Genomic DNA, 15,147 nt, shown 5'->3' with positions numbered 1-15,147 from the left:
TTGCCTTTTGCCTTTTGCCTTTACTTAGACCATTGCCAAGCCGTCGAAGGTGCTGAAGCCACGAGCGTTGCGCAGCCATAATTCGACTGGAAACTCACGAATATAGCCGTGACCGCCAAGAATTTGCAAGGCGCGGTCGCAAACCATCAAGACCGTTTTGTCGGCGTTGTGTTTGGCCATCAGCGCATCGCGAGTGACTTCTTGGTTATTATCGAGCTTCCAAGCCGCTTCCCAAACCATCAAGCGTGCGCCATCAATTTCGACCAGCATTTCGGCCAACATAAAGGCAATTGATTGGCGTTGACCGATCGCTTCGCCAAACGTTTGGCGATTACGGGCATAATCAAGGGCATATTCGTAGGCTCCACGGGCAACTCCAACCGCCAAAGCAGCCAAGCCAACCTGTGAACGCGCATATAAACGTCCGAAATCGATGCCAGCTTCGCCGCCAAGTTTGGCATCGGCGGCAACTTTCACGTTGTCGAGGGTGATGCGAGCGACTTCAAGCGCCCGTACACCCATCAATTTTTCACGCTCACCAACAGTTAGGCCAGTGGTTTTCGTGGGCACAATAAAAGCTTGGGTTTGGCCATCTTCAGCAGCATAAATCAAGAAATGTTCGGCGCTGTTGGCCAGTGGCACATAGCTTTTGACCCCGTTTAACACATAGCCATCGCCATCGCGGGTGGCCGTGGTTTGCAATTTGCGTGGGTTGAATTGTAGGCGGGGTTCGATCAAGGCTGAGGTGGCGTTGACGAAGCTTTCTTCGCTAAATTGAGGCAACAGCGCTTCGCGTTGGGCTTCAGTGCCAGCCGCCAAAATTGCGAATGCAAAGCTAGCAGGAGCGCTCAAGGCCAAAGCACTAGCCAAATCGCCCCAAGCCAACTCTTCGAGTGCCAACGCACCAGTTACCGCCGAAAATTCACCAAAACCGCCGTATTGCTCAGGAATCGACGAACCGACCAAGCCTAATTCCCAGCCTTTGCTCAGAATATCGGCGGGCAATTCGCCATTTTCGTCGGCCTCGCGAAAAATCGAGCGCAGACGATCCTTGGCAAAACGTTTAAGCGTATCAACAATCAGGGCTTGTTCTTCAGATGGAGAGAAGGAAATCATCGTTGCTCCCTCAGAGTGCAAATCAAAAGTCAAAAGTCAAAAGGTAGAATTTTTGCCTTCTGCCTTTTGACTTTTGAGCTAATTACATGAGTGTGCCGAGCTTCATGAGGAAATTCATGTCGCCTTTGAATTTGAGTTTGCCAGTCATAAAGGCCATTTGGCTATTGAGTTCGCCCTTGAGGATTTTGGCGTAATCTTCGGCCTTCATCATGAGGGTGACTTCAGGGGTATCAACGCCGTTGAAGGTGGTAGTTGAATAGGCCACGCTGCCATCGGCTTTGGTCAATTCAAGGTTGAATTTGCCCTTGAGATTTTGCAATTTTTCCATGCGGCTGGCGCTCATTTTGGCTGGGCTAACCAAGGCATCTGCCGAGGCAGTTTCTTCGGTAATTACCCCACGCCAGGTTGGCTCGTCGAGGGTCACGGTCAATAATGGATTTTCCACCGTGCCATTGACTACTTCGCCGCGGCCAGCGCTATAGCTCACCGCGTAGGCCGTCCCATCAACCAAATACTGAATTGCATAGGTCGCATCTTCCAAGCCACCACTTTGGCTTGCCAATTGTTCCGGCAGGGCGGTCGCAATGTAATCACTAACGGTTATCGTGCTGAGGTCTGCCATCGAAGGTGCTCCTTTGCAATTGACGCAGATGAATTTGAGAGGTTTTTGTTTGCTTGATTTGAAGTATATCATTAGTTTATGACATACTGCGTCATGATTATAGCGAGGTTTTAACAATGCTGCAATGTTGCACCAAATTTCACAAGGGGCAGGTTTTGGCAAGGACTAAATCAAGCTGCTGCTGCGGCTTTTTGATCAAGCAGTTGTTGCCGCAGTGCTTGAAAATGCTCAAGCCATGGACTGGTTGATTCTTGTGCTTCAAGCTGCTCAAGCAACTGATCGGTAATTGCCAAGGCTGGTTCGGGCTGCTGATTGTGGCTCAAACTGGTAATGTAGTTAAAAGCCACATGATAGACAAAAGGATCATCGGTAGGATAATGTTCGGTTAAATGAGGATACATTTGCTCTAATAGTTGACAGGCTTCGGCATGTTGCTCTGTCTCATCAAGCACTACAGCGAAGAAATGGCCAACCCTTAAATAATACTTGTTATTCTTGCCATATTTACTGATAATTTCGTCTAATAAATTACGATATTGTTCGATTGCCAGTTCAGGATTATCCATAACTGCATATTGGGTAAATGCTAAACGCTCTTTTAAATAATATTCAAACTTTGTTTGATCAGCAAAATAGATTTTTTGTAGCTCCTGCAAACGTTGATACTGTAACAATGCTTCAGATGATTTTCGCTCGATGAGAAAATTGGCAAAATCTATTAAGCTAAAAAATAAAACCTCTCCTTTAAGATCATCAGCTGAGGTTAAATCATCGAAGCTATGAATAATTTGGCGATAATAGGTTTCGGCCTCGGCATAGCGTTCGCTGGCAGTCATACATTGCGCTAAGCTTTGGATGGTACTCAGGGTATTATCGTGATCAGCACCAAGTAAAGCAGTTTGTTTGGCTAAAATATCTCTGAGGTGCTGTTCGGCTTTGCTGATTTCACCTTGTTCGAGCAACATAACTGCGTAATGTTGCAAGGCCACTAAGAAATTGGCCTGATTGGCTGGGTCGAATTTTTGATAATAGTGCATAATGCGCTGGTAAATTGCCTCGGCCTCAGCGTATTTTTGGGCTTGAATCAGCTTAATTGCCTGATTTTGTTGGGCGAAAATAAATAAAATATGGGTGTCGCCAACCGTATAATCCAAATTTTCACGCATCACCCGATCAGGGTCAGGCTCAAGTGCTGCATAGCGGGTCTGCTCTTCAATTCTCAAATGCCGATATTGTTGATAAAACCACCAGCCGCCGATTAACGTAACCACAAGCAGAATAATCCAGCCACTCCAGTGCATAAACGTCTCTCTAAGGCTTAATCATCAACGCCCGCTATTCAGTAATTGAGTAGCGGGCGCGTTGAGCTAAGCAGCAAGGCCAAGCTTATTTCAAGGTTGCGTGTAATTCAATGGTTGGAACTGCTGCCAAGGCTTTTGAGATTGGGCAATTTACTTTGGCCTTTTCAGCAAATTCGGCAAACGCCGCAGCATCGATGTTTGGCACATCGGCTTCGGTGTGCAATTCGATTTTGGTGATGCTAAAGCCAGCATCGCCACGTTCGATATGAACCTTGGCAACCGTGTGAACGCTCTTTGGCTCGAAGCCACCGCGACCGAGATCGGCAGTCAATGCCATCGAAAAACAACCAGCGTGGGCGGCTGCAATCAATTCTTCGGGGTTGGTGCCAGTGCCATCTTCAAAGCGTGAAGGAAATGAGTAGCTACCTTCCACTGCGCCACTGCCAGTTTTGACCGAGCCTGCGCCTTCGCGTAAAGAGCCAGTCCATGTTGCTTCAGCCGAACGTACTGCCATAGGAATCATCCTCCATAACTTAATCGTGGCTCTATGGTAACAGAATTTTGCTATTGTGTGCGATGTTTGGGTATAATCGTGTTTGGTATGCCCTCACCTCCTAGCCCCCTCGCCCGCCGAGCGTGGCGAGGGGGAACGCTCCCCTCTCCCGCCGTCGTGGGAGAGGGGTCGGGGGTGAGGGCACCCAATCGATTAATAATTTGATAAACCATGACCCATAGCACCGTAGGGAAATCCATGTTAATTGATACCCACACTCATGTTCATAGCGATCAGTTTGATGATGATCGAGCGGCAGTGTTTGAGCGTGCCCAAGCCGCTGACGTAACTCGCATGATCAACATTGGCTACGATTTGCCCTCGTCACGCGCCAGTGTTGCCTTAGCTCAATGCCAGCCCATGGTCTGGGCTAGCGTGGGCATTCAGCCGCATTATGCCTTGAATACTGGCGAGGCTGAATTAGCCCAAATTCGCCAGTTATTGGCTGAGCCGCGAGTGGTGGCCTTGGGCGAAATTGGGCTTGATTATTACCATGATCGTGCGCCCCACGATATTCAAGAGCAGTTGTTTCGCCAACAACTAGCGATGGCCCGCGAACTGGATTTTCCGGTCGTCATCCATAGCCGCGATGCTGTTACCGATACAGTACGGATTTTGGATTCGGCGGCACGCGGCCAAGCTGGGGTGATGCACTCATTTAGTGGTGATTGGACTTACGCCGAAGCTTGTTTGGATGTTGGGTTTTATCTTTCATTCTCTGGTCCTGTGACCTTCAAAAAAGCTGTTGAGTTGCAGGATGTGGTTCAGCGTGTGCCGCTTGATCGCATATTAATTGAAACTGATGCCCCGTATCTAACACCTCACCCATATCGTGGCAAACGCAATGAGCCAAGCTATGTGGCGTATGTGGCCGAAGCAATTGCGCGGTTGCGTGATTTGAGCCTTGCTGAAGTTGCGACGATCACCACGGCCAATGCTGAACGCTTATTTCGGCGGTTGCTCGCCTAAACCAATGCTCATCAACTGCTAACCCAGCAGCGCCGAGAGCCATTTTAAAATAGAAGTAGCCTGCCTGCTAGATTGAGGAATCCCCTATGCTGCAACGAATTCGCGCTTTTGTTCAACCAGGCTATGGGTTATTAACCTGGACGCTTGCCAGCCTGATGGCCTTGTTGGTTGTGACCAATGTGGTCGAATCGGAATGGGTCGAAGGTTTTGAACGCATGCGGATTGTGGCACTCGGCGGCTTGATTGTGGCAGCCTTGTTTGCGCGGTGGCAAGCCTTGCCCTCGTTTTTGGCCCATGTACTTAGTTTTTTCATGGGCTTGGCATGGTCAATTCGCTTTTTACCGCTTGATGAACGGCTCGATAGCCAAGTTGATCGCTGGACGGATATGCTGATTCGGGGGATTGCAGCAATTCGCGCGGTTAAAACTGGCGAGCAAATTGAAGATTATTATCTCTTTTCGTTGGCAGGCCTACTACTGGCTTGGATTTTTGCCTATAGCACGATTTGGCTGCTGTTTCGTTGGAACTGGAATTGGCGTTTGGTGCTGCTGAATGGTAGCCTGTTGATGGCCAATTTGACCTATGCGATTCCCAAACCAATTGCCTCGTTCTGGCTGTTTTTACTGGTTGCCCTGCTCTTTTTGGTCACGCAGACCTATGCCCAACGCCAAAATGGCTGGGATGCTGGCTTGCTTGAGCAACAAGAATGGCTTTCGCTGCGCTATTTGTGGGCGGGAGTTTTAGCCTGTTTTAGTTTGGTGTTTATGGCGGCCTTGATGCCTGCCAATATTACCAATGCCCAATTGCGGATTTTTGGCGAAAATCTGAGCCGCCCGATCGATTTCTTTCTGCCTGATAATGGGGCTGAACGCGCCGATCGTGGGCCGCAAGGTGTGGGGAATGTGGTCGTGCCCAATGGTAGTGGGGCTAGTTTTTCCAATAATACGGTCAACCTTGGCGGGGCACGCTCAGCCACCAACGAAGTCGTGCTTGAAGTCAAAGCACCATCAGCCGAGTATTGGCGCTCGAATGCTTGGGATTTATACACAGGCAAAGGTTGGCAAAACACCACTGGCGAGTTGGCTTGGCAAGTGCGCCAAACTCCAACCCGCCGCGAAGCCTTGACCCCAATTAATCCCGAAGATACGCTGACCCAGCTTGATACAACTGGTCGTGTGCCATTCACCCAAACGATTAAATTGATGCAAACCCGTGGCGATCAGCAATTGCCTGCCGCAACCTCGCCGCTGACTTGGAGCGTGCCAGTCTTGGTGCAACACTCATTTATCGTTTCGGATACCGAAAATACCTTGCCCAACTTTGCCGATAGTGCGATCTATTTCAATCAAGGCCCAGCCAACGAAGGCTTTGAATACAGCGTAGTTTCGTTGATCAGCAATATTGATAAGCAAAGTTTGCGTGGAGCAGCGACCGATTATCCGGCTTGGTTGCAGCGCTATGTTCAGTTGCCCGATACGCAATCGATGCGCAATATTGCTGGTTTATCGCGCCAATTAACGACTGCGGCAGGAGCTGAAACCGCCTATGATAAAGCGGTGGCAATCGAACGTTATTTGCGCGAATTTCCCTATGATGATCAAATTCCTGCGCCGCCTGCTGATGCCGACCCGATCGAGAATTTCTTGTTCAATCTACGGCGGGGCTACTGCGATTATTTTGCTGGCTCGATGGTGCTGATGTTGCGGGCGCAAGGGATTCCAGCGCGTTGGGTTCAGGGCTATGCCACCGGCGATTATGATGCTGATCGCCAAGTCTATGTCGTGCGTGATACGATTGCCCATAGCTGGCCCGAAGTCTATTTTATGGGCTATGGCTGGATTCGCTTCGAGCCAACCCCAGCGGGCTATGTAACTGTGCCAATTCGGCCTGATGGCCCACCCCAAGCCATAGATAACAGCGAAAACCCTGATGATATTGGGCCAAATGCGGGGATTGTTGATCAACCAACTACCAATTTTGATGCCCTGCAAGATTTGCGCGAAAACTTCCAAACCACGCCAATTCCAACGGTCGAACCTCAAGCGTTGCCAGCTGAAGATGTAGCGGCGCAGGTTGTCGAAAGCAGCCCATTCTGGCGTTGGCTGGCCATTATTTGTGGAGTGATTGGCTTAATTATTTTGTTGCTATGGTTGCTGTTGCAACGTGAATTTCGTGGTTTGCGACCTGCGGCACGGGCCTATGGGTTTATTGGCTTATTGGCGCGTTGGGCTGGTTTAGAGCAGCGACCCGAACGCACACCCCAAGAGTTTGCCTGCGATTTGGCCAAAGAAATGCCTGGCCAGCGCCGAACTCTGCGGCGCTTGGCCGATGCCTATAGTGCTGAGCAATATGGCAGCCAAGTGCGGCTTGACCCTGAGGAAATTGAAAATGATCGAGCTATGGTCAGTCGCACGCTTTGGCCGCGCTCGATCAGCCGTGGTTGGCGCTCGATTTTGCAACAAATCTTGCATCCGCGCTGGCGACGCTAGCTGGCCCAAATCTTGCTTTACTTAGTTTTGGCACAACCCGTAGCCGTGGCAGATCACTCGCGGGGGTGAGCTACCACGGCATTAACTAGACATAGGATCACAATTTATTCACCTATATGGGTGTTGTGCCAGTACCTGCCGCACTATACAATAGTACTCATATGATACCAAAGTACTTGTATCAGTGTGTGTGGGGACGCTAGCAGAACAGTAGGAGGCCGACCGTGACCAAACGCATTTTAATTGCCGAAGATGATACAGCGATTGCAATGACCCTAATGATTGGTCTGCGAAGTATCCCTGATGTTGAAGTAGTTCGGGCCTATCATGGCGAAGAAGCTTTGAATATATGGCTGCACGAGCCGTGTGATATTCTTTTGACTGATCATCATATGCGTGAAATGTCTGGTTTGGATCTGATTCGAGCGCTGCGTTCCCAAGGCGCAACCCAACCCATGCTGATGATCACTGCGTATGATAGCGTAAAATTGCAACGTGAAGCCCGTGAGGCTGGGGCAACTGAATTGATTGCTAAGCCCTTTTTTATTGATCAACTGATTGACAAAGTTTCTGAAAAATTGCTTGATGTCTCGGTGGTTAATCACGCCTAAATGGTGGTTTAGCTAGCTCAACGCTCTATAATCCTGTGTGGAGGACACGGCCTACCTGAAATTTTAAGTAGGCCGTGTTCGGATTTTTAGGGTTGTTTCATGGCTACTGGCAAGTAGACCATTGATGTACTTGGGGTAGCTGTTACGCTTGGGGTAACCGTTGCGGTTGCCGTTGGCGTAATGGTTGGGGTTGCCGTGGCATCGCTGGTTGGCGTGACCGTGGCATTGCTGGCGGTTACCGTGAAGTTGGCGTTGCCAATATCAAAGAAAACATTGCCAGCACATTGCACTTTGATCCGACCAGTTGTGGTAGCAACGTTTGGTACGGTGATGCTCTCGCTGCCATCATTAGGCGTGTTGCTCAGCACTGGGCTAAAGCTCGTACCACCATTGCTTGAGAACAAAATATTGACATTGCTACAATTGACTGGTGCAGCAGTCGTGTTGGCAACATTCCAAGTAACGCTTTGGCTGCTGAAGCCAGCCCAGGTTACGGCGGTGTTTGGCGCGGTTACTTGGAAGGGGCCAGCAGTATTGACGGTTGTAACTCGTGCTGTATCCAAGCCATAACCACCGCCACCAGCCCGATTATCACGGACGGTTAGGCGGAAATTCATGGTGCGATTGGTCGTTGCCATCGATTCACCAATCGTCGTCGAGTTGTTCAAAATATTGGTCAAGCGTGGGAAGCTACGGCTGGTCGAAGTGGTTGAATCGAAACTACGGAAAATTGGGCGATTGCCGTTATCAGTATTCGGTGGCGATGCTGAACCTAAATCGTATTGCTCCCAATTGTAAGTCAGGCTATCGCCGTTCACATCGTTGCCGCTGCCAGTTAATTCAAACGGCGTATTGGCAGGAATCGTGAAATCTGCGCCAGCGTTAGCGGTTGGTGGCGTGTTGCCAGTGGCCGCCGTGGTACCACAGCTTGCGCCAGCACCAGTTGTAATAAAGGCGCTCATTTCTTCCAAGCTTTTCACATGGAAATATGGATCACTGTTGGGTTGCAGATTTTCCGAGCCACAAATCCCAGCATAGGCCATAATGGTTGAGCCGCTGCCTGGTTCGTAGGCGGCTGGGCCTTCACGATTGCCACCGCCACAGGCGTTAGTTGTACCGTTGAAGGTGTGGTTACCTGCGAATTGGTGACCAACTTCGTGGGCGACATAATCAATGTCAAAAGGATCGCCAACCGGAGCTGGTGAACCCGTCACACCTTCAGCTTTTGAGCCTGAGACACAGACTGAGCCAAGTGCGGCAACCCCGCCACCACCAGTGCTGAATACGTGACCAATATCATAATTGGCGTTACCAATCACGCTGGTGAGGTTAGTTTGATTCTCGCCCAGCATCTCAAAGCCATCGTCGTTGGTGTAGGGGTCAGTGCCGCCATTGGTATACACAATTAAGTTATTGTTGGCAACCAACACCATACGTACCGAGATATCGCGTTCGTAAACGGTATTAACGCGATTGACGCTAGTTACGATTGCTGCCATTGCTCCATTGACCGTGCCACCATGAAAACTGGTGTATTCGCCTGTAGCAGCCATGGCGAGGCGATAGGTGCGCAAGGTTTCGCCAATGCTATAGCGCTCAGGGAATGGGTTGGTGATGGGAGTTTCGCCAACATAATCGGTCTTGCCTTTGCTGGCGAGTTTGCTGGGGTCGGCCACAAAATTACGGCTATCATAGACAATATAATTGCCAGTATCGTTGCGGCTGTAGGGGTCGATAAAATAGCGCCCTTCCGGAGCCAAGATCAAACCATGAAAGCCGCTTGGCGTAAGATCAAGCCGTGCAACCATTTCGGGGTCGTCGTAGCCTTGTGCCAAGTAGGTGCGCAATTCAGGGAACTTTGCCGCCAGCGCAGGCTCCATAATTGGCGATTCGACCACCCGAAATTGGCGAAATTGGCCGCTTGGCAGCGGTAAGCTCAACAAAAATGCTGATTGCTGTACCTGCACAGCACTTTCCAAGGGTGCTTGATCTAAACGCTGGCTCAAACCTGCGAGGTCGAGGCTGACCGTGCGGTAGACCAACGGCACGATATCACGTTGGCCTTTTTGCTGAATCCGTTGTTCAGCAACGTCTTGCCATAGCCCATCGGACGACGATGCCGCGCTGGATGGTGTGAGGCTACTAGCCGCAAACACACTCAACAAGGCGATAGCGAGCGCCAACCCGATAGCGATCAACGAACGTTTGGTTTGCATAATCCATCCTTTTCCGCTAAACACAGCGTGGTTCATTATAGCGGTTGGCTACGATTAAGGAAAAGGTGAATTACATCACACCTTATTCAACCAAAACAAAAAAATAGCCCTCGGAGTTCTGAAAATTATAGCGCTGATCATCAAGCTCAACGCTGGTCAGCACATCGTTATACACGTGAATCAGATAATCATCGCCGTCATACTGACACAATGGGCAAGTTTCGGCAATTGCAGACACAACGACATGCGTCATACCAGGTTTGCCATCGTTAGCACGACGATAACGATGATTCCAACGCAATTGGTCATTGAGTTTATACTCGTGTTGCCAATTTTCGGCATATTTAAATTGCAACACTAGCGGAATTTCGACCCCACAACTCAAACATGGTGCTTGCAAATGTAATGTGTTAAATGCACCCATAGTTTATACTCCCTTCGGTTAATCAATAACTTCTCTTTGATTTAGGTACAATTATTTTAAGTAATTTTTTAGAATTACCTGCATTCATTAAGAAAATTTTAAGACGATCGCCTTATACTTGCTGGCAGCGTGAAGCAATCACGCGGGCTATTTTCTTCAGTGGAAGGAGCATGGATGCTGCGCAGGTTAACATGGCGTTGGTTGGGTTTGCTCAGTTTGGCCTTAGGTTTGCTGATTCAAGCACCTGTTTCGGCGCAAACTCGCAATCAGCAACGAGCTAATTTAACGGTAACGGTCACCAATATTGATGGCAAGCCCTTGAGTAATGCCAGCGTTTCGGTAGCGAGCTTAGGCCTAACAACGACTACCAACGAAGCAGGCATCGCGCATTTTACAGTATCAACCAACGATAGCCAAGTGATTGAGGTGGCGGTTGAGTCACAGGGCCATCGTGCTTGGCGCTTACGTAATGCCCAGTTAATTCCTAATGATACGCTGTTGGTTGATGCGCCCCTTTCGCTTGCCGCCAAAGCTGTTGATCAACAACCTGAAATTATTGAGGTTCAGGCCCATCGGTTAACCACCAACGCGCCCCAAGAAGCTAACCTGAATGACGCTGAATTGAATCAAATAATGGCTGGCACAAATACCACGCCGCCAAGCACGATTCGGGTCTATCGCGTCAGCCTTGGCCGAATTGATACAGTTAATTTCAAAACCTATGTTAAGCACGTACTGCCCAATGAATGGGTGGCGGGCTGGCGCACTGAATCGTTGCGTTCGGGCGCGATGGCTTCGAAAACCTATGCCTGGTATCGCACGATGTACCCCAAATATCCGGGCAAAGGCTATGATACCAAGGATACGACTGCCGACCAAGTGTACAATCCCAATGTCTCATATGCTAGCACCAACGCCGCAGTTGATGATACCTGGAACTATCGCTTGATCAAAAATAATGCGATTTTCCAAAGCCAATATTGTGCTGGCTCCTACAATGGCAGCCGCACGTCGGGCCAGTGCAGCCAAAATCATGGTTGGACGGTTGGCTTGTATATGAGCCAATGGGGCTCGAAATATCTGGCCGATAATGGCTCAAGCTGGCGTTCAATCCTAACGTTCTACTACGATAACGTCACAATTGGCACGATCTCTGGTGGCACAACGCCTAGTTTGCCAGCATGGCCAAGCTTGCGCAACGGCAGTTCGGGCAACGATGTTAAGGCTGCTCAGTATTTATTGCGTTCGCATGGCTATTCGCTGACTGCTGACGGCGCATTTGGCGCAGGCACCGAACAAGCAGTGCGCAGCTTCCAAAGTGCCAATGGCTTAACCGCTGATGGAATTATTGGCCCGCAAACCTATGCCAAACTGATCAAAACCGTGCAAAATGGTAGCAGCGGCGATGCGGTTCGGGCAATTCAGACCCTGCTTGGTGTAACGGTTGATGGGGCATTTGGCGCAGGCACCGAACAAGCAGTGCTCAATCTGCAAGCAACTTATGACCTGACCCGCGATGGAATTGTTGGGCCAGTTACTTGGCAAGCAGCTTTTGGGAAGTAAACACAACGTCTAATCAGGTTCAAGCCTTTGCTTGTTTATGCCCTCACCCCAACCCCTCGCCCACAAAACGGGCGAGGGGCTTTTCGTTGGGTGCTTCCCCCTCTCCCGCTTGCGGGATGAGGGGGCGAGGGGGCGAGGGATAACAATCAAAGTGCCATGTTCGGCTTTGACTTATCGCGTCATGCCAAGTATGCTATGGGCAGTTTTACACCCAGAGAGTCTAACAAGGACAACGCTGTGAGTATTGAAACCACCAGCCTCATTAGCGAGTTAGAGGCGATTCATGCCACCCGCGAAATCGCGCTCAAATCGGCTCGCGAACTGATTCGCCAATGTGCCAACACGATTCGGGCGGTGCATCGCCACGAATGGGCTTTGGCCGAACCACTTTTGCAAGCAACGGCAGCAGCAGCTCAAAGCCTACGCGAACGCCTTCAGGATTATCCGGCCTTGCTCTATGCAGGCTATACCCAAGATGCCTTTAAAGAATATGCCGAAGCGGCATTAACCTTGGCCTTGGTGCGCGGCGAAACTCTGCCAACCCATCATGCCTTGGGCGTTGAAGCCGCAGCCTATCTCAATGGTTTGGCCGAGGCCGCCAGCGAATTGCGGCGCTATATTCTCGATGGCTTGCGCCATGGCAAGGTCGATAGCGGCGAACGCTTGCTCGACCAGATGGATGAGATCTATAGCTTTTTGGTGACGGTCGATTTCCCCGATGCCGTCACCAGTGGCTTGCGCCGCACAACCGACGCGCTGCGAGCTGTACTCGAACGCACCCGTGGCGATCTAACCAGCGCTGTGCGCCAAGAACAATTGGTTGCCGCCCTCGCCCGCTTTGAACAGCATATGGGGCTGCCCCCCGCTGCGCTACAGGAGTCAACGCCCGATGAAACAGACAGTTAGTCATGCCAAGCGCCTGCGCGGGGCAATTAGCGTCCCAGGTGATAAATCGATCTCGCATCGCTCGGTGTTATTTAATGCTTTAGCCGAGGGCAACGCCGAAATTACGGGGTTCTTGCCAGGCGCTGATTGTCTTTCGTCAATCGCTTGTTTGCGCCAAATGGGCGTTGAAATTGAACACAGCGACGATAAGGTACGGGTGTTCGGGCGGGGTTTGCGTGGCCTGCGTGAGCCAAGCGACGTTTTAGATTGTGGTAATTCGGGTACAACGCTCCGTTTGTTGGCAGGTTTATTGGCTGGTCAGCCATTTTTGAGCGTGCTAACTGGCGATGCGTCGTTGCGTTCACGCCCTCAGAAACGCATTGTTGAACCATTACGCCAACTAGGAGCCAAGCTCGATGGCCGCGATAACGGCAACCGTGCACCCTTGGTGATTCGTGGCACAACCATTCATGGTGGCAACTATGAATTGCCGATCGCCAGTGCTCAAGTTAAATCGGCCTTGCTCTTGGCTGGTTTAACTGGCGATGCGCCAATGCGTTTATCGGGCAAAATCGTTAGCCGCGACCATACCGAGCGCATGTTGATCGCCATGGGAATTGATCTCACCGTTAAAGATGATGAGATTGTGCTCTATCCACCGAGCCATCCGGTTTTCCCCTATCCGCTTTCGTTGCATGTTCCAGGCGATCCTTCGTCGGCAACCTTTTGGTGGGTAGCCGCAGCGATTCACCCCGATGCCGAAATTACCACCTTGGGCGTTGGATTAAACCCCAGTCGCACTGGAGCGCTCGATGTGCTCAAGGCCATGGGCGCTGATATTACGATCAGCAATGAGCGCAATGAAGGTGCAGAGCCTGTTGGCGATGTAACCGTGCGTGGCGGTGGCTTACGAGGCACACGCATCGATGGCGATTTAATTCCGCGTTTGATCGATGAAATTCCGGTGCTGGCGGTGGCGGCAGCCTGTGCAGTTGGCGAAACCGTGGTTGCCGATGCCGAAGAACTGCGGGCCAAAGAAACCGATCGGGTAGCCACAGTGGTTAGCGAACTAACAGCCATGGGTGCGACCCTCGAAGCCACACCCGATGGCATGATCATCGCTGGTGGTGGCGAACTCCAAGGCGCTCACGTTCAATCGCATGGTGATCATCGCATCGCGATGGCCTTGGCGGTGGCTGGCTTAGTGGCCGAAGGCGAAACGATTATCGACGAAGCTGAAGCCGTGACCGTCTCGTACCCAACATTCTGGCAGCATTACGCGCAGATCAAAGAAGCCTGATCGCGCCGATAGCCCAACAAGGAGGTTGTGCATGTTTCGTTCAGATCTGCTCAAAGACAAAGTGATCATCATCACTGGTGGGGGTTCGGGCTTGGGGCGTTCAATGGGTGAGCGCTTCCTGGAGTTGGGGGCAAAGTTGGCAATTACCAGCCGCAATGCCGAAAAATTAAGCACTGTGGCCAACGAAATGATGGCAGCCAAAGGCGGCGAGGTCTTTACCGTGCCCTGCGATGTGCGCGACCCCGAAGCAGTTGACCAGATGATCGAGGCCGTTTGGAACCATTTCGGGACAGTCGATATTTTGGTCAACAATGCTGCTGGCAACTTTATCAGCCCAACCGAGAAGCTTTCACATCGCGCAGTTGATGCTGTTTTGGGGATTGTGCTGCATGGCACGTTCTACTGCACCTTGGCTTTAGGCAAAAAGTGGATCGAAGCTGGACGTGGTGGTCAATGTTTGAACATCGTTACAACCTATGCTTGGTCGGGTAGTGGCTTTGTTGTGCCATCGGCGGCAGCCAAAGCTGGGGTTTTGGCCCTGACCCGCTCGTTGGCGGTCGAATGGGCACGCTATGGTATTCGCATGAATGCAATCGCACCTGGCCCCTTCCCCACTCAAGGCGCGTGGGAACGACTTGCCCCAACCCCCGAATTGGCCGAACAAGCACTCAATCGCGTGCCTTTACGCCGTGTTGGCGAACATATTGAGCTGGCCAATTTGGCCGCCTATATGTTGGCCGACGAAGCAGGCTATATCAACGGCGAATGCATCACGATTGATGGCGGCGAGTGGCTGTATGGCGCTGGCCAATTCTCAGGGCTTGATCGTTTGCCCAACGAAATGTGGGATATGCTCTCCAAAATGACCAAGAAAAGCGGCAGCTAAGTGATAGATCATCGGGCATAAAAGTCAGGCTATCGACTATATGTAATGGTTTATTGCCGGAACAACGGCCATCATGCCCTCACCCCTCCCTTTCCCGCACTCCCAACGCAGTTCCCTGCGTCCCTCTCCCATCGGATGGGAGAGGGGTCGGGCTTACAAGGGTGGGTTTTAGCCCCCTCACCCCAACCCCTCTCCCATCCGATGGGAGAGGG

General features: G+C 50.9%; 13 protein-coding genes. 7 read left to right on the top strand and 6 right to left on the bottom strand.

What is annotated here, in order from left to right; translation table 11 throughout:
- Nucleotides 1-24 precede the first annotated feature (24 nt).
- The 4 genes from DEF47_RS17415 to DEF47_RS17400 all read right to left on the bottom strand — a co-directional run bounded on the left by DEF47_RS17415 (nt 25) and on the right by DEF47_RS17400 (nt 3,553).
- Nucleotides 25-1,116 carry an acyl-CoA dehydrogenase family protein gene (locus DEF47_RS17415; RefSeq protein WP_012188514.1) on the bottom strand — a complete coding sequence of 364 codons (1,092 nt, stop codon included), beginning with the start codon at nt 1,114-1,116 and terminating at the stop codon, nt 25-27.
- Between the two features lie 82 nt (nt 1,117-1,198).
- A complete protein-coding gene (locus DEF47_RS17410; RefSeq protein WP_012188515.1) occupies nt 1,199-1,738 on the bottom strand; it encodes an SCP2 sterol-binding domain-containing protein in 540 nt (179 codons plus the stop codon).
- Nucleotides 1,739-1,908: 170 nt separating this feature from the next.
- Nucleotides 1,909-3,039 (bottom strand): tetratricopeptide repeat protein, encoded by a 1,131-nt coding sequence (locus DEF47_RS17405; protein WP_012188516.1) that lies wholly within the window; start codon nt 3,037-3,039, stop codon nt 1,909-1,911.
- Nucleotides 3,040-3,124: 85 nt separating this feature from the next.
- Nucleotides 3,125-3,553: an OsmC family peroxiredoxin gene (locus DEF47_RS17400; RefSeq protein ID WP_012188517.1), complete on the bottom strand. Its 429-nt coding sequence runs from the start codon at nt 3,551-3,553 to the stop codon at nt 3,125-3,127.
- A 237-nt stretch (nt 3,554-3,790) separates the two neighbouring features.
- On the opposite strand from DEF47_RS17400, the gene DEF47_RS17395 reads away from it, so the two are divergent.
- The 3 genes from DEF47_RS17395 to DEF47_RS17385 all read left to right on the top strand — a co-directional run bounded on the left by DEF47_RS17395 (nt 3,791) and on the right by DEF47_RS17385 (nt 7,661).
- Entirely contained in the window at nt 3,791-4,561 is a 771-nt protein-coding gene (locus tag DEF47_RS17395) for a TatD family hydrolase (RefSeq protein ID WP_012188518.1), read from the top strand.
- Nucleotides 4,562-4,647: 86 nt separating this feature from the next.
- The gene (locus DEF47_RS17390) at nt 4,648-7,050 is read left to right on the top strand and encodes a DUF4129 domain-containing transglutaminase family protein (protein WP_012188519.1); all 2,403 of its coding nucleotides are present in this window, start codon (nt 4,648-4,650) and stop codon (nt 7,048-7,050) included.
- A 224-nt stretch (nt 7,051-7,274) separates the two neighbouring features.
- Entirely contained in the window at nt 7,275-7,661 is a 387-nt protein-coding gene (locus DEF47_RS17385) for a response regulator (RefSeq protein ID WP_012188520.1), read from the top strand.
- A gap of 86 nt (nt 7,662-7,747) precedes the next feature.
- On the opposite strand, the gene DEF47_RS17380 is transcribed toward DEF47_RS17385, so the two are convergent.
- Both DEF47_RS17380 and DEF47_RS17375 read right to left on the bottom strand, forming a co-directional pair.
- Nucleotides 7,748-9,877, bottom strand: a complete 2,130-nt coding sequence (locus DEF47_RS17380) for a reprolysin-like metallopeptidase (protein ID WP_012188521.1) — start codon at nt 9,875-9,877, stop codon at nt 7,748-7,750.
- Nucleotides 9,878-9,959: 82 nt separating this feature from the next.
- On the bottom strand, nt 9,960-10,301 hold the full coding sequence (locus DEF47_RS17375; protein ID WP_012188522.1) for a hypothetical protein: 342 nt from the start codon (nt 10,299-10,301) through the stop codon (nt 9,960-9,962).
- A gap of 174 nt (nt 10,302-10,475) precedes the next feature.
- On the opposite strand from DEF47_RS17375, the gene DEF47_RS17370 reads away from it, so the two are divergent.
- The 4 genes from DEF47_RS17370 to fadH all read left to right on the top strand — a co-directional run bounded on the left by DEF47_RS17370 (nt 10,476) and on the right by fadH (nt 14,935).
- Nucleotides 10,476-11,864 carry a peptidoglycan-binding protein gene (locus DEF47_RS17370; protein ID WP_012188523.1) on the top strand — a complete coding sequence of 463 codons (1,389 nt, stop codon included), beginning with the start codon at nt 10,476-10,478 and terminating at the stop codon, nt 11,862-11,864.
- 237 nt (nt 11,865-12,101) lie between these two features.
- On the top strand, nt 12,102-12,770 hold the full coding sequence (locus DEF47_RS17365; protein WP_012188524.1) for a translin family protein: 669 nt from the start codon (nt 12,102-12,104) through the stop codon (nt 12,768-12,770).
- Nucleotides 12,754-14,049, top strand: a complete 1,296-nt coding sequence (gene aroA, locus DEF47_RS17360) for a 3-phosphoshikimate 1-carboxyvinyltransferase (protein ID WP_012188525.1) — start codon at nt 12,754-12,756, stop codon at nt 14,047-14,049. The genes DEF47_RS17365 and aroA overlap by 17 nt, the downstream gene beginning before the upstream one ends.
- 31 nt (nt 14,050-14,080) lie before the next feature.
- Nucleotides 14,081-14,935, top strand: coding sequence for a 2,4-dienoyl-CoA reductase (gene fadH, locus DEF47_RS17355; RefSeq protein ID WP_012188526.1), 855 nt, complete (start codon nt 14,081-14,083; stop codon nt 14,933-14,935).
- Nucleotides 14,936-15,147: the final 212 nt, after the last annotated feature.

The sequence above is a fragment of the Herpetosiphon sp. genome, assembly GCF_003512625.1.
In the GTDB taxonomy this organism is placed as follows: Bacteria; Chloroflexota; Chloroflexia; order Chloroflexales; family Herpetosiphonaceae; genus Herpetosiphon; species Herpetosiphon aurantiacus.
This window is presented reverse-complemented; position numbering and strand designations above follow the sequence as displayed.